Source organism: Streptomyces sp. WMMC1477 (assembly GCF_027460245.1).
In the GTDB taxonomy this organism is placed as follows: domain Bacteria; phylum Actinomycetota; class Actinomycetes; order Streptomycetales; family Streptomycetaceae; genus Streptomyces.
Genome location: NZ_JAPZBD010000003.1, coordinates 4,649,191 through 4,663,785, shown reverse-complemented (window position 1 = coordinate 4,663,785; position 14,595 = coordinate 4,649,191). Strand labels below are relative to the sequence as shown.

At 75.3% G+C, this 14,595-nt stretch carries 12 protein-coding genes; 5 read left to right on the top strand and 7 right to left on the bottom strand.

Features of this window, described 5'->3' with window-relative positions:
* The first annotated feature begins 24 nt into the window (after positions 1-24).
* The 4 genes from O7609_RS20815 to O7609_RS20800 all read left to right on the top strand — a co-directional run bounded on the left by O7609_RS20815 (position 25) and on the right by O7609_RS20800 (position 4,508).
* Positions 25-1,359, top strand: a complete 1,335-nt coding sequence (locus O7609_RS20815) for an MFS transporter (protein ID WP_269735491.1) — start codon at positions 25-27, stop codon at positions 1,357-1,359.
* Positions 1,360-1,618: 259 nt separating this feature from the next.
* Positions 1,619-2,152 carry a ParH-like protein gene (locus O7609_RS20810; protein ID WP_269735492.1) on the top strand — a complete coding sequence of 178 codons (534 nt, stop codon included), beginning with the start codon at positions 1,619-1,621 and terminating at the stop codon, positions 2,150-2,152.
* 5 nt (positions 2,153-2,157) lie between these two features.
* On the top strand, positions 2,158-3,402 hold the full coding sequence (locus O7609_RS20805; RefSeq protein ID WP_269744025.1) for an MAB_1171c family putative transporter: 1,245 nt from the start codon (positions 2,158-2,160) through the stop codon (positions 3,400-3,402).
* A 143-nt stretch (positions 3,403-3,545) separates the two neighbouring features.
* On the top strand, positions 3,546-4,508 hold the full coding sequence (locus O7609_RS20800; protein WP_269744024.1) for an ROK family protein: 963 nt from the start codon (positions 3,546-3,548) through the stop codon (positions 4,506-4,508).
* 467 nt (positions 4,509-4,975) lie between these two features.
* Here the strand turns inward: O7609_RS20800 and hflX are convergent, their stop codons facing one another.
* From hflX to miaA, 6 genes are all read right to left on the bottom strand, one after another.
* Positions 4,976-6,469 carry a GTPase HflX gene (gene hflX / locus O7609_RS20790; protein WP_269744023.1) on the bottom strand — a complete coding sequence of 498 codons (1,494 nt, stop codon included), beginning with the start codon at positions 6,467-6,469 and terminating at the stop codon, positions 4,976-4,978.
* Between the two features lie 241 nt (positions 6,470-6,710).
* Entirely contained in the window at positions 6,711-8,174 is a 1,464-nt protein-coding gene (locus tag O7609_RS20785; protein WP_269744022.1) for a M1 family metallopeptidase, read from the bottom strand.
* A gap of 113 nt (positions 8,175-8,287) precedes the next feature.
* Positions 8,288-10,363, bottom strand: a complete 2,076-nt coding sequence (locus O7609_RS20780) for a RelA/SpoT family protein (protein WP_269744388.1) — start codon at positions 10,361-10,363, stop codon at positions 8,288-8,290.
* A 279-nt stretch (positions 10,364-10,642) separates the two neighbouring features.
* Positions 10,643-11,533: a diaminopimelate epimerase gene (gene dapF / locus O7609_RS20775; protein WP_269744021.1), complete on the bottom strand. Its 891-nt coding sequence runs from the start codon at positions 11,531-11,533 to the stop codon at positions 10,643-10,645.
* A gap of 99 nt (positions 11,534-11,632) precedes the next feature.
* Positions 11,633-12,187: a hypothetical protein gene (locus O7609_RS20770; protein WP_443072182.1), complete on the bottom strand. Its 555-nt coding sequence runs from the start codon at positions 12,185-12,187 to the stop codon at positions 11,633-11,635.
* Positions 12,188-12,287: 100 nt separating this feature from the next.
* On the bottom strand, positions 12,288-13,244 hold the full coding sequence (gene miaA / locus O7609_RS20765; protein WP_269735500.1) for a tRNA (adenosine(37)-N6)-dimethylallyltransferase MiaA: 957 nt from the start codon (positions 13,242-13,244) through the stop codon (positions 12,288-12,290).
* Between the two features lie 157 nt (positions 13,245-13,401).
* Here miaA and O7609_RS20760 point away from each other — a divergent pair, with 157 nt between their 5' ends.
* A complete protein-coding gene (locus tag O7609_RS20760) occupies positions 13,402-13,623 on the top strand; it encodes an antitoxin (RefSeq protein ID WP_269744387.1) in 222 nt (73 codons plus the stop codon).
* A 143-nt stretch (positions 13,624-13,766) separates the two neighbouring features.
* Here O7609_RS20760 and O7609_RS20755 read toward each other — a convergent pair whose 3' ends face one another.
* Complete coding sequence (locus O7609_RS20755) at positions 13,767-14,474, bottom strand: class III extradiol dioxygenase subunit B-like domain-containing protein (RefSeq protein WP_269735501.1); 708 nt, start codon at positions 14,472-14,474, stop codon at positions 13,767-13,769.
* Positions 14,475-14,595: the final 121 nt, after the last annotated feature.

Sequence of the window (14,595 nt, the reverse complement as noted above, 5' to 3'; positions counted from 1 at the left end):
ACGACACGTCCTGGAGTGACCGCCGTGCGGCGTGATGTCAGCTTGTACTGGTGGGGCCAGACGACCTCCGCCTTCGGTTCCTACTTCACCGCGGTCGCCTTCCCCCTCATCGCCGTCGTCCAGTTGAACGTGTCGGCGGCCGAGGCAGGCCTGCTCACCGCCGCCGGAATCCTGCCCGTGCTGCTCTTCGGCCTGCCCCTGGGCACGTTCGCGGACCGGATCGCCCGCCCCCGCCGCGCGCTGGTCATCATGGACCTGCTCTCCGCGGCGGCGGTGGGCGTCGTCGCCCTGGGCCTGGTGGTGGACGCCGTCTCCCTCCTGTGGCTCGCCGCGCTGAGCGCGGTGCGCGCGCTCCTCGGCACGGTGTCGGGTGCCCTGTTCTTCGTGCACCTGCGCGAGCTGGTCGACCGGGACCAGATCGGTCCGGCCCGGGCCCGGTTGCAGTCCGGCAAGTTCGGCGCCTCCCTGGTCGGCCGGTCGCTGGCGGGCCCGGCGGTGGCCGTGTTCGGCGGCGAGGCGGCCCTGGCCGTGGACACCGTCAGCTATCTGCTCAGCGCCCTGGCCCTGGTGTCGATGCGGGCGCCGGACGCCGCCCGGGCCAGGCCCGCGGCCCGGGAGCGGGGCCGGGAGCGGAGAGCGGCGGGGGTGAGGTTCTTCCTCGGCGACGCCTACCAACGGTCGCTGGCGGTCTTCCTGGTCTCCACCGCTTTGTGCAGCTCGGGCTTCACGGCGCTCACCGGTCTCTTCCTCCTGCGGGAGGTCGGGCTTCCCACGTCGGCCTACGGGCTGGTCTTCGCCCTGTCCGGGCTCACCGGGCTGGGGGGCTCGGTTCTCGCGGGCCGCCTCCTGGGCCCCGGCAGCGACGCACGCCGGATCACCGTGGTCACCTTCAGCCTCGCGGCGGGCTCCACCCTGCTGCTCCCGCTGGCCTTCGGCCCGTTGCCGCTGGCCGCCGCCATCGCCGCACTGGGTGTCTCGTTGCCGGTCTTCTTCGGTGCCATCGCCAACGTGGGCATGGGCACGGCCCTCACGCTCGACGCCGCCGAGGACGAGCTGGGGCGGGTGATGACGGCGATCCAGGTGTTCGTCGCGGGCGCCAACGCCCTGGGAGCGCTGGCCGGCGGAATGCTGGGCCAGTGGGCGGGGGTGCGGGAGGCCCTGCTCCTCCTGGGCCTGGGCCAGCTGACCGTCAGCGCGCTCGCCGTACCCCCCGCGCTGCGGGCGGCGCGGCGCCTGCGGGCCGCCGAGACGGTGGAGGAGAAGGCGCGGGCCACGGGCCGGGCCGGGGAGGACGAGGAGGGGACCGGCCGCGCCGCGAAGCCGGCGCGGGGACGAGCGCGGGCCGCGGAGAGGCCGTAGCGCGAGGGCCGGGCGGAGACGCGACGCGGGTGGAGACGCCGGTGCCAGGAGGACGGCCTGCCCGGCCGCATCGGGGCCAACTCGCCCCGGGCGGGCGGGTGAACGGCCCGTGGTGATCACTCGTCACCCGTGCGGGCTGACGGTATACTTTCACTTCTCGACACGGTCTGATCACCGCGTGGTCACAGCTTCTCCCTATCGTTCCGCGTTCATCCTCGCACCGCCGCGGAGAGGAACTCCGCGCTGAGAGGAGCATCGAGTGCGCGTCGTTCGGCAGCACAGGCGCTTATGGCGACGGGCCGGCCGGATCGCGGACAGCCTGCCTCTGCCCAGCCCCTTCGACGCCACCGCGTTCATCGCGTCCGTGGCCGAGCGGCGCGGACGGCCCATCGAGATCCTGCCCGTCCCGCTCCCGCACACCGGTCCCTGCGGGCTGCTGGCGACCACCAGCGGCACCGACTACATCCTCTGCACGCGGGACACCACCGCGCTGCACCGCGAACACATCCTGCTCCACGAGGCGGCACACCTGCTCTTCGGCCACGACCGCCAGACCGACGCCGACGCCGGGACCCTCGGCGTCCTGATCCCGCACCTGCCGCCGACGCTCGTGCGGCAGGTGCTCGGACGCACCTGCTACGGCGAGCCGCACGAGCAGGAGGCCGAGGTCCTCGCCTCGCTGCTGCGCTACCGGGCGCTGCGCAACGACGCCGTGTCCCCGCCGCCCGGCCAGGGGCGCTCCCGGGCGGCGGCCCTGATCGGAGAACCCGTCCGCCGGCCGGACGGGAACTGACCCTCGTGGGGCCGGGCGAGGCGCTGCCCTACCTGCCGGCACTCCTCGCCGTCGGGGTGAGCGGCTACGAGCTCCGGCAGATCCGCAGGGGCAGGACGGGGCCGGCCGCGCGGCTGCTCTGCTGCTTCGGGTTCGCCATGGGAGCGGCCGTGGTGATCCTCGCCCCGCCCACCGGCGAGGCCCTGGCCCGGCTCGCCGACCCCTTCCCCTCGCTGACCGCCCCGGCCCATCTGCTGGGCCGCGAGCTCAAGATGGTGGCGCTGTACTTCCTGGTTCTGACCGTCTTCAAGCTGCGGCTGTCCGGGCCGACGGTCACCCGGGAGGAGCGGTGGACGGGACGCGGGCACGGCCGGTTCACCGTCACCGCGCTGGTGGTGTGTGCGGTGTGCTTCCTGGCCGCCCGCCCGCGGGCGGCGGACGGCCACGTGTACGCGCACGGCTCCGGACGGTACGCAGTGGCGGCCGCCAACACCGTGTTCACCCTGTACAGCCTGTGGTGCGTGTGCGTCTTCGTCCTCGTCGTCGTGCAGCACGCGCGCGGCCTGTCGTCCGGTCCGTTGCGCACGGGGCTGCGGTTGCTCGTCGCCAGCGGGGTGGTCGGGCTGCTGTGGGCCGTCTGGGGGGTGACCGCGATCGTCGACATGCTGGGCACGGGGTCCCAGCCGGTCGGGCACAGCACCGTTTCGGTGCTGCTCAGCGGGTGTTGCCTCCTACTCGCCGGGTTGGGCGCGACGGCCGCGCGCTGGGGGCCGCTGACCGAACGTCCGGCACGCTGGCTGCGCGCCTACCGCGACCACCGGGCCCTTCGGCCGCTGTGGTCGGCCCTGTGGACCGTGCTGCCGGAGAGCGCGGTGCTGGTACCCCGGCGGCGGGGCGTGGAGTTCGCCCGGTACCGCCGGGTGATCGAGATCCGGGACGGCTATCTGGCGCTGCGCCCCTACGTCCACCCCGACACCGCCGAGTGGACCGCGGAGGCCCTCCGCCGGCATCCGGTGCCCGAGGAGCGCCGGGCCGCCGCCACCGAGGCGGCGGCCCTCGCCGTCGCCCTGGCGTGCGCGGGAACGGGACGGCGGAGGCACCGCACCGCCGAGCGGGTGGGGGACACCACCGCCCCGGCGATACCGGCGCGGCGCGACCGCGTCGACGCCGAGGCCGCCTGGCTCGCCGACGTGGCCTGGGAGTTCGTCCACTCCCCCGCCGTCGCCCACGCGCGGGCCCGGGCCGGCCGGCAGCTGGCGGAGCCCGGCTGACGCTCCCCCGGGGCGGTCCGGACGGCCCCGGCGTCCCGGGCCGCCGGGATCGGGCACGCGCCGCCGTTGACGGGCTACCGCGCGAGTTGACAACGTTGTCGGTCGTCAGAGGCGGACCGGGCACCGGAGGTGGCGGAGCGGCCATGGCTGAGCCACCCGAGAGGAGCGCGGCCGGCGGGCTGTGCGCCGCCGTGGACATCGGCGGCACGAAGATCGCCGGGGCGCTGGTGGACGGGGACGGGGCGCTCCTCCTCCGCACCCAGCGGCCCACTCCCGCGACGGCGCCCGCGGACGCGGTGCTGGCCACGGTCGCGGGGGTGCTGGACGAGCTGGCGGCGGCGCCCGACTGGGGCGCGGTGCGGCGGGTAGGGATCGGCAGCGCGGGGCCGGTGGACGCCGCCGCCGGGACCGTCAGCCCCGTCAACATGCCCGGCTGGCGGGACTTCCCGCTCGTCGACCGGGTCCGGCGTCATCCCGCGGTGGCCGGGCTGCCGGTGACGCTCGTCGGGGACGGCGTGGCCATCGCCGCCGCCGAGCACCGGCACGGCGCCGCCCGAGGCCATGCCAACGCGCTGTGCATGGTGGTCTCCACGGGCGTCGGCGGCGGGCTGGTGCTGGACGGTGCCCCGTACGCGGGGCCGACGGGCAACGCCGGGCACGTCGGCCATCTCAGCGTGGAACTCGACGGCGAGCCCTGTGCCTGCGGCGGCCGCGGCTGCGTGGAGTCACTCGCCAGCGGGACGGCGATCACCCGGCGCGCCCTACGGGCGGGCTGGAGCCCCGCCGGGGGTGCGGCGTCGACGGCCGCGGTGGCGACCGCGGCGCGGGCGGGGGACCCGGTCGCGCTCGCGGTGTTCGAGCGAGCGGGGCAGGCGCTCGCCGCCGCCGTCGCGGCGACCGCGGCGCTGGTGGAGCTGAACGTCGTCGTGGTCGGCGGCGGGGTGGCGCGCTCCGGAGAGCTGCTGTTCGGGCCGCTGCGGGCTTCGCTGGACCGGTACGCCACCCTGTCGTTCCAGCGCGGCATCGCGGTGGTGCCGGCACGGCTGGGGACGGACGCCGGTCTGGTCGGTGCCGCGGCCGCGGCGCTGCCGGCCCGGGGTCCGTGACGGATGCGGGCGGCCGAACGGTGTGAGCCGGGCCGCAGCCGAAACGGACGCCCGGATCCCGAGGGGCTCGTAGAGCCGGGCGACGACGCCACCACTGCCGTCCTCGGCGAGCTTGACGGTCTCGACGACGCCCTCGTCGCTCACCGACACCGGCGGCTCGACGGGTTCGCCGGAGCCGGTGACCGTGCGCTCGGGGAGTGATGATCGCATGGCCCTCCCGGACGGCGTCGCCGATGCCCGCCCCGGGACGAGCGCGCAGCGCAGCCGGTGGGTGCCGTGGTCGGTCTCGGGGTCGGGGTGGCGCGGGGCGCGCAGGAGCGGGAGCCGCACGGTGGTGGTCCGGCCGCCATCTCGAAACGCATGTCACGGGTAACGAGCTTGGTGACCGTCTGTCCGTCGGACGCCGCCCGGGCGGCACGCGGCACCCGCCGCGGGGCTCCGCGGCGGGCGCGCTGCGTGGCGTGGGGTCAGCGGCCGGTGGGCACGAAGGGGCGCAGGGCGGCGGCAAGCTCCTCGTAGACGCGCGCGGTCACCAGCGTGCCGGACTCCGTGTGCTCTTCCGACAGCAGCTCGCCCTCGGTGTGGATCCGGGAGACGAGCGCGCCCTCGGTGTAGGGCACCAGGGCCTCCAGCTCGACCGACGGGCGGGGCAGCTCCTCGTCGATCAGCTCGAGCAGCTCGGCCACGCCCTCGCCGGAGTGCGCGGAGACGACGATGGCGTGCTGCTCGGCGCGCAGGAGCCGCTGGACGACGAGCGGGTCGGCCACGTCCGCCTTGTTGATCACCACGATCTCGGGGACGTCGACAGCCCCGACGTCGCGGAAGACCTCGCGCACCGCCGCGAGCTGCTCCTCGGGGGTGGGATGCGCGCCGTCGACCACGTGGAGGATCAGGTCGGAGTCGCCGACCTCCTCCATCGTGGAGCGGAAGGCCTCGACGAGATGGTGCGGGAGGTGCCGGACGAAGCCGACGGTGTCCGAGAGGGTGTACTGCCGGCCGCTGGGCGTCTCCGCCCGCCGGACCGTCGGGTCCAGGGTCGCGAACAGGGCGTTCTCCACCAGCACACCCGCCCCGGTGAGGCGGTTGAGCAGGGAGGACTTGCCCGCGTTGGTGTACCCGGCGATCGCCACCGAGGGCACCTGGTTGCGACGGCGCTCCTGGCGCTTGACGTCGCGGCCGGTCTTCATCTCGGCGATCTCGCGGCGCAGCTTGGCCATCTTCTCGCGGATGCGGCGGCGGTCCGTCTCGATCTTCGTCTCACCCGGACCACGGGTGGCCATGCCGCCGCCGGACGAGCCGGAGCCGCCACCACCCATCTGCCGGGACAGCGACTGACCCCAGCCGCGCAGCCGCGGCAGCATGTACTGCATCTGCGCGAGCGAGACCTGCGCCTTGCCCTCACGGGACTTGGCGTGCTGGGCGAAGATGTCGAGGATCAGGGCGGTGCGGTCGACCACCTTGACCTTGACGACGTCCTCCAGGTGGATGAGCTGGCCGGGGCTGAGCTCACCGTCGCACACGACGGTGTCCGCGCCCGACTCCAGCACGATGTCGCGCAGCTCCTCGGCCTTGCCGGAGCCGATGTAGGTGGCCGGGTCCGGCTTGTCGCGGCGCTGGACGACACCGTCGAGCACCTGGGCTCCGGCCGTCTCGGCGAGCGCGGCCAGCTCAGCGAGGGAGTTCTCCGCGTCCTGGGCGGTGCCGGAGGTCCACACGCCGACGAGTACGACCCGCTCCAGGCGGAGCTGCCGGTACTCGACCTCCGTGACGTCCTGGAGCTCGGTCGACAGACCGGCCACGCGGCGCAGGGCCGCGCGCTCGGAGCGGTCGAGCTGATGCCCGTCACGCTCCTCGTCGTTCTCGTGGCTCCATGCGACGTCCTCCTCCATCAGGGCGTCAGCACGGCGCGTGTTCGAGTCGTTGCGCTGGCCGAGGTGCGGAAGAGAAGAAGAGAAGGTCAAGGGTGTCCTCACGTCGATGGAACGGACTCGCCAGGCACAACGCGCACCGGGTGGCGTTCATTCCCCGCGGTCCGGCTCCCGGCGCCTGGCCGGGGCTCGGTGACGATGGTGACACGCCCGGCCCCCGGCGTCACGCGCATATCCGGTCCCGGGGCCGGAGGGGCGGGCCGGGCGCCGGGGCCCGGCCCGGACGTGGCGCGGGCCGGGCCCCGGCCGGGGCCCGGCCGGGGCCCGGCCCGCGTCAGCCCTGACGCGGCTTGGTGCGCCAGTCCGGGTGGCCGGGCATGGCCGGTGTGCGCTCCCCGTACAGCCAGTCCCGCAGGAACGCGCTCAGGTCCTCGCCCGCGACCTCGCTCGCGAGCCGCACGAAGTCCTCGGTGGAGGCGACGCCGTGGGCGTGGCGGCTCACCCAGGCGCGCTGGAGTTCGCCGAACTTCTCCGCTCCGATCTCCTGCCGCAGCGCGTACAGCGCCACGGCCCCGCCCTCGTAGACGACGGGACGGAAGATGCCCAGCTTGTCGTCGTCCTCCGGTACGTCGATCCGGGCGGGCGGTCCGTAGTCCCGGCGCCAGGCGTCGGAGGCCTGGTAGGCCCGCTTCGCCAGCGCTTCCAGGGAGGGGCCGCCGTGCTCGGCTGCGTAGAGCCACTCGTACCAGGTCGCGTGGCCCTCGTTGAGCCACAGGTCGCTCCACCGGCGTGGGCTGACGCTGTTCCCGAACCAGTGGTGGGCCAGTTCGTGGATCATGACGGCCTCGCGGTGCCAGTCGGGGCGGCGGGGGTCGGTGAAGAAGTCCACGGAGAACAGCGACAGGGTCTGCGTCTCCAGCGCGAAGCCGAGATCGGCCTCGGCGACGAGGAGCCCGTAGGTCGCGAAGGGGTAGTCGCCGACGCGCTCGCGCATCCAGCGCAGATGGCCGGAGGTCTTGCGCAGCCAGGGTTCGAGCTCCGCGCGGTGCCCGACGGGGATCACGTCGCGCAGGGGTAGCCCGTCCGGCCCCTCGCGCCGCAGGACGAGGGAGCGCCCGATGGCGACCTGGGCGAGCTCCGTGGCCATGGGCCGGGCGGTGCGGAAGGTGCGGGTGACGGTGGCCTCGTCCGCCCGCCGCGCGGTGCGGCGCCCGCTGGCGACGGCGGTGAACCCGGCGGGCGTGGTGACGCGGAAGGTGAACCCGGCCTTGTCCGAGGGGTGGTCGTTGGACGGGAAGACGCGGTGCGCCGCGTCCGCCTGGTTGGCCATGACCAGGCCGTCGCGCTCGGTCCTGATCCAGCCGCTGGGCCTGGCGCCGCGCGTGGGACTGGTGTGGCGGATGTCGATGTCGACGACCTTCCCCTCGGGCAGCGGACGCTCGGGGCTGAGGACGATGTCCTCGGCGGCCGCCAGCCAGGGGACCTCGGCGCCGTCGACGCGGGCCTCGCGGACGGTGCCGTTGGCGAAGTCGAGGTTCAGCCGCTCGAGCGGCTCGCCGGTGACGCGTGCGGCGATGCGCGTCCGGGCCTCCAGGGGCCGGGTGTTGTCCCCGGTGTAGCGCAGGGTGATGTCGTAGCGGAGGACGTCGTAGCCGGGGTTGCCGAGGGCGGGGAACAGGCGGTCGCCGATGCCGAGCGGTTCGGGGGCCGGAGCGGCGGCGAGGAGGGCGAGGGAGACGGCGGCGCCGGCGACGGCCAGGGCCGGGCGGGGGGCGGAACGGGCGCGGGCGGTGGTCATGGTCCACCAGGTACCAGCGGGGCGGGAGACGTCCGCGAGGGCGCATCGGCGACCCACCCGATGGGATGGTCATACCGCGACGGACGGGCCTGCCCGCATGCGCCCGCCGCCGTTCACAGCATCGGGCGAGTGGCCCGGGCGACGTCGTACACCCCCGGCACCCCGCGCATCGCCCGCATGAGGGCGGGCAGCGTGCTCGCGTCCGCGAGCCGCAGGGTGTACCGGTGCCGCACCCGCTGCTCCCTGGGCGGCTCGACGCTGGCGGAGACGACGGCGGCGCCCTGCACGGCGATGGCCTCCGTGAGGTCGGCCAGCAGCCGGGGCCGCCCGAAGGCCTCCGCCTGGAGCGTGACCCGGTAGCCCCCGCTGCCGCTCTGCCACCGGACGTCCACGGGGTCGCGGCCGGCGGCCGTCATGCGCCCCACCGCGGAGCAGGTGTCGCGATGGACCGTCACCGCGCCGCCGCGGACGGTGAAGCCGGTGACGCGGTCCGGCGGGACCGGGGTGCAGCATCGGGCCAGCCGCACCGGCCGGTCGGGCAGGTCCACGGCAACGGCCGCGCGCGCTCCCCCGGATGCCGGGGCCGGGCGTACGGCCGTGCCGGGAGCCCCCGCGGCGTCGTCAGCGCCGTCGTCCGTCGCGGCGGGAGAGGCCTCCGCCGGAACGGACGAGGGCTCCGGCTGGGCGTCGAGCCAGCGGCGGACGGCGATCCGCGCGGCGGGCGTCCTGACGTGGTCGAGCCAGTCGGAGGAGGGGCCGGAGGTACCCTCCGGAGCCAGCAGGAGCTGGAGGGCGTCGCCGTCGCGCAGCACGGTGCCGAGCGTGGTGAGCCGCCCGTCCACCCGGGCCCCCACGCAGTGGTGGGCGCGCTCGCCGTGGCGCGCGTAGGCGGCGTCGAGACAGGTGGCCCCCGCGGGGAGGTGCAACGTTCCCCCACTGCAGAACACGGTGATCTCGCGGTCCTGGGCGAGGTCCTGGCGCAGGTGGGCCCAGAAGGTGTCGGGGTCCGGCGCGTTGCTCTGCCACTCCAGCAGCCGCGAGAGCCAGCCCGGGCGCGTCGGGTCCGCCCGCTCGCCGTCGCCCGGGCCCGGGGCCGCCGCGCCGGCCGGCTGCGTGCCGCTCTCCGGCCCGGGGGGCACCGACCGCGGATGCGGGTCACCGAGCGCGATGACGCCGGCCTCGGCGACCCGGTGCATCCGGTGGGTGCGGATGAGGACTTCGGCGACCCGCCCCTCCGCGTCCGCGAACGCCGTGTGCAGCGACTGGTAGAGGTTGAACTTGGGTACCGCGATGAAGTCCTTGAACTCCGAGATCACCGGGGTGAAGCAGGTGTGCAGCTCACCGAGGACGGCATAGCAGTCGGCCTCGTCCGCGACGAGGATCAGCAGCCGGCCGAAGTCACACGGGCCCAGCGGCCCGCGCTTCTTCCCCGCCCGGTGGACGGACAGCGCGTGCCGCGGCCGGATCCGCACCTCGGCCGAGACCTGCGCCTCGCGGAGCACGGCCCGCACGGACTCGGCGACGGCGGCCAGCGGATCGGGCCCCGCGCCGTGCGCCCGGATGACCTCCTGGGTCCGCACGTACTCCCCGGGGTGCAGGATCTGGAAGACGAGGTCCTCCAGCTCGGTCTTGAGCGCCTGCACGCCCAGCCGCTCGGCCAGCGGGATCAACACGTCCCGCGTGACCCTGGCGATGCGTGCCTGCTTCTCCGGCCGCATGACGGCGAGCGTGCGCATGTTGTGCAGCCGGTCCGCGAGTTTGACGGCCATGACCCGCACGTCGTCGCCGGTGGCCACGAGCATCTTCCGGAACGTCTCCGGCTCGGCCGCGGCGCCGTAGTCGACCTTCTCCAGCTTGGTGACGCCGTCCACGAGGTAGGCCACCTCGGACCCGAACTCGGCACGCACCTGGTCGAGGGTGACGTCGGTGTCCTCGACGGTGTCGTGCAGGAGGGAGGCCGTCAGCGTCGTCGTCCCGGCGCCGAGCTGGGCGAGGATGAGCGTCACGGCGAGCGGGTGCGTGATGTACGGCTCGCCGCTCTTGCGCATCTGGCCCCGGTGCGAGGACTCGGCCAGCAGGTACGCGCGGCGCAGCGCGTCCAGCTCGGCCCCGGGGTGGTGGGAGCGGTGCGTCTGGGCGACGTGCTCCAGCGCGTCCGGCAGGCGGCCTCGCGGGGCCGAACCGCTCATCGCGGCCCGGCTGAGCTTTCTGAGGCCCCGTACCGCACTCACCACAGCTCCCTGCAAGGTGTCGCACCGTCAGTTGCTCGATGCTACCGACCCCATCACGGCGCGCCGTCCGGGTGGTGCCCACCCGGTGCCTGATCACCCCATCGGGCGATCTGCGCTGGCTCCGTGGGGAGTTGCGGCCCGGGCGCCGACCACCGGTAGCCCGCGCCCGGGCGTCCGGCTTCGGACAGCCCGAGCCCGCGGTCCGGCCTTCGGCCGCCGGAGCTCCGAGCCCGGAGCTCAGCCCGTGGCGAGCCAGCCGGGCTCGACGATGCCCTCGGCGACGATGGCGGCGGGCCCCGTCATCTCGATCGCGCCGTCCGCCTCCTCGGTGATCTCCAGCCGCCCGCCGGGCACATCCACGGTGTAGGTGACCGGACGGCCGTCCACGGCCGGGTCCGCGCCGTCCCGCCGGGCCGCCGCGACCATGACGGCGCAGGCGCCGGTGCCGCACGAGCGGGTCTCCCCGGAGCCGCGCTCGTGCACCCGCATCGCCACGTGCCGCGGCCCGCGGTCGACGACGAACTCGACGTTGGTGCCCTGCGGGTAGGCGGCGGCCGGGGCGACGAGCGGGGCGTCGAGGAGGTTCCCGGCCTCCGCGAGCGCGTCGACGAAGACGACGGCGTGCGGGTTGCCCAAGTTGACGTTGCGCGCGGGCCAGCTCCGCGCCCCCACCGTCACGGTGACGGGCCCGCCCTCGTCGGCGGGCAGCGCGGCCCGGCCCATGCCGACCGTGACCCGGCCGTCCCCGGCCACCCGGACCCTCCGCAGGCCCGCCCGCGTGGCCACGGCGAAGGCATCCTCCCCGACCAGTCCGGCACGGCGGAGGTAGGCCGCGAAGACCCGCACGCCGTTGCCGCACATCTCCGCGATGCTGCCGTCGCTGTTGCGGTAGTCCATGAACCACTCGGCCTCGGCCGCCAGCTCCGCGGCCTCGGGGTGCGCGGCGGAACGGACCACGTGGAGGACGCCGTCCCCGCCGATCCCGGCCCGCCGGTCGCACAGCCGGGCGACGGTGCCGGAGGAGAGCTCGACGAGCCCCTCGGGGTCGGGGATGATCACGAAGTCGTTCTCGGTGCCGTGCCCCTTGAGGAAGACCAGCGGGGTGGCGGGCTGCGCTGTGGTGCTCACGGGGCGATCGTACGGGAGGTGCCGCCGTGTTTCGCGGCCGCTCCCCGCGGCGCCGACGATGTCCCGGGTCCCGCGGCGGTCCCGTGCCGTGCTGTGCGGTCAGCCGCGCAGCCGGGCCACCCGCCACACGGCCAGGCCGGTCAGGGTGAGGCAGACGAGCGCGTACAGGGCGACCACCCGCCAGTCCGGGCGCTCGCCCGAGCCGCGCGGCGGCATGCCCGGCAGGGTGGCGCCGACGCGGCGGGCGGCCATCAGGCCCCAGCCCGCGGCGCACCCGGTGATCAGCAGCCCCAGCATGGCCACGACGGCGCCGCCGTCACCGAACTCGAAGGCCAGGGGGAAGGAGAACATCAGCGAGCCGAGGACCGCGAGGCCCACGATCGGGGCAAGCTGCCACAGGCGCAGCCGAGGCGGCGGACGGAGCTCGCCGTACGACTCCTCCGGGGCCGTGCCGTCCTCGGCCGTCTCCCCGTCGACGGGGTCCACGGTGCTCGCGGGGTCGGCCGGGTACTCGGGGGACGCGGCGCCGAGCGAGGGCTCGACGCCCGCGAAGGCGGGCTCGTCCGCCTCTGGGAACCCGTCGTGGACCTGCGTCGTACGACCGGACTCCCGGGCCGGGTCGTCACCGCCGCGAGGGCCCGCATCCATCGCCACGTGCCCTCCCAACGACAACGGCGTAGCGGCCTGAGCGTCGATGATGGCACGTCGGAACCGCCGCTCCGGACGCTTGGAACGTCCCGATGCCAGGACGTGATCAGGCTGTGACCGCTCGTTCGACCAGCGACAGCGCGTGTCCGGTCAGCCGGTCGCGGTGCCCGGCCGCCCCGCTCAGCCAGTGCACCCGCGCGTCCCGCCGGAACCAGGAGTCCTGCCGCCTGGCGAAGCGTTTCGTGGCCCGGACGGTCTGCTCCCGGGCCTCCTCCTCCGTGCACTCGCCGGCGAAGGCCGCCAGGAGCTGCTGGTAGCCGAGAGCCCGGGAGGCCGTGCGCCCCTCGCGCAGCCCCGCGGCCTCCAGAGCGCGGACCTCCTCGGCCAGTCCCCGGTCCCACATGACGTCCACCCGGCGTGCGATCCGTTCGTCGAGCTCGGGCCGCGGGACGTCGACGCCGACGTAGAACGTGTCGTAGACGTCCAGCCGGGCGCCGGGCTCCGGCAACTGTGCGGTGAAGGGCCGGCCGGTGATCTCGATGACCTCCAGGGCCCGCACGATCCGGCGGCCGTTGCCGGGCAGGATGGCCGCGGCCGCGGGCGGGTCGGCGGCGGCGAGCCGGCGGTGCAGTTCCCCCGGCCCCCGCTCGGCCAGCTCCGCCTCCAGCCGGGCGCGCACCCCCGGGTCGGTGCCGGGGAACTCCAGCGCGTCCAGCGCCCCGCGCACGTACAGTCCGGAGCCGCCGACGAGGACCGGGACGCGGCCGCGGGCGAGCAGCCGCTCGATCTCGGCGCGCGCGAGCCGCTGGTACTCGGCGACGCTGGCGGTGACGGTGACGTCCCAGATGTCGAGGAGGTGGTGGGGAACGCCGCGCCGTTCCTCGGTCGTCAGCTTGGCCGTACCGATGTCCATGCCGCGGTAGAGCTGCATGGAGTCGGCGTTGACGACCTCGCCGCCCAACTCACGGGCGAGTGCCACGCCCAGATCGGACTTGCCCGCCGCGGTGGGACCGACGACGGCGATGACCCGGGGTGACGATGGGGGGTTCGCGGGGCTGTTCACACCCGTCAGTCTCGCAAACCGGACGGTGCGCGCGGGCGGTGGGCGCTCCGCGGCGCCCCGCCCGGCGGCTCCCCGGGCCGTGCCCGGAACACGAGCGCGCGGCGGTTCGTTACCGTCCGCAAGGAGTGACCGCACGTGGAAGGTGGATTGCGTGAGCATGCTGAACAAGCTCAAGGGAATGCTCGTCAAGCACGAGAGCAAGGTGGGGCAGGCCGTCGACAGAGCTGCCCAGATGGCCGACAAGAAGACCAAGGGCAAGTACAGCACCCAGCTGAGGACGGGCAGCCAGAAGGCCAGGCAGGCCGTGGACCGGCTGGCCGAGGAGGAGCGGCGGCGCGGCCAGGGCGGGCCGGGAGGACGACCCGGCTCCGGCACCTGAGGGCCGCCGTCCGTCCGCCCCGGACCCTCGGCACGCCCCGGCTCGGCCCGGGCCGACGCGGCACGGGCCGCGGCTCCGGGGCGTGAGTCCGGGGTGTGGGCCCGGGGCGGGCGGACCGAGCCCGACGGCCCGGGGCGGGCGGGTCAGGACCAGCGGGCGACGAGGTAGCCGACGCCGTAGGGCGCACGGTCGTACAGCAGCTTCCCCGAGAGCCGGTTCCGGCCCGCGGCAGCGGCCAGGACCTGCCAGCCGGCCCGGCCCGACACCTGGAGCTCGTAGCCGAGTTCGGCGTCCAGGCCCGCCAGCGCGTCGACGTCCCCGGTACCCAGGGCACGGGCGGCCTCGGCGTCGAACGCGGCGGCCCGCTCGTCGAAGTAGCCGGGCGCCTTCACCGTGCGGCAGGCGCTTCCGTCGCCCATCACGAGCAGGGCCACGCGCACCCCCTCCGGTGCCAGCGTGCGGCCGGCCTCGGCGCAGCGCTCGGGCGTGAGGGTCTCGGCCACCCCTCGGCCGGTCACCGGCGCGGCCCGCCAGCCGTAGCGGTCCAGCAGCCAGGCGGCGACGGCGAGGGAGGGCGGCAGGGCGCGTTCGCCGCCCGGGCCCCGACCGAGGGTGACGTCGAGATCCACCCCGAAGCCGCGGAAGGAGCCACGGCTGCCCGCGGGGTACTCGCCCCGGGCCGCGGGCTGGGCGGGGCCGACGACGACGAGGCGTTCGGGCCGGGCGGCGGCGAGGGCCTCCACGGCCTCGGCGCAGGCGGCCCTCGCGTCGTCCATCTCGGGGGCCGCGCCCCCGGCGACCTCGGGCACGAGCAGCGGCGGACAGGGGCAGACGGCGGCAGCGGCAAGCATGGGCGGCAGCCTAGCGCCGACCGCCCGGTTCACCCCGCTGCCCGACACGGAGCGGCTCGTCGTGGCGAACCGTGCGGAACCCGGAGCGGACCGGCGTGCGTTCGGCGGACGTCGAGCAGGC

Coding starts and splice junctions, on each gene's coding strand:
- O7609_RS20785 (WP_269744022.1), bottom strand. CDS start 8,174: ATGACCACCGCCCGCGCCCGTTCCGCCCCCCGCCCGGCCCTGGCCGTC.
- O7609_RS20800 (WP_269744024.1), top strand. CDS start 3,546: ATGGCTGAGCCACCCGAGAGGAGCGCGGCCGGCGGGCTGTGCGCCGCC.
- O7609_RS20755 (WP_269735501.1), bottom strand. CDS start 14,474: ATGCTTGCCGCTGCCGCCGTCTGCCCCTGTCCGCCGCTGCTCGTGCCC.
- O7609_RS20760 (WP_269744387.1), top strand. CDS start 13,402: ATGCTGAACAAGCTCAAGGGAATGCTCGTCAAGCACGAGAGCAAGGTG.
- O7609_RS20780 (WP_269744388.1), bottom strand. CDS start 10,363: ATGAGCGGTTCGGCCCCGCGAGGCCGCCTGCCGGACGCGCTGGAGCAC.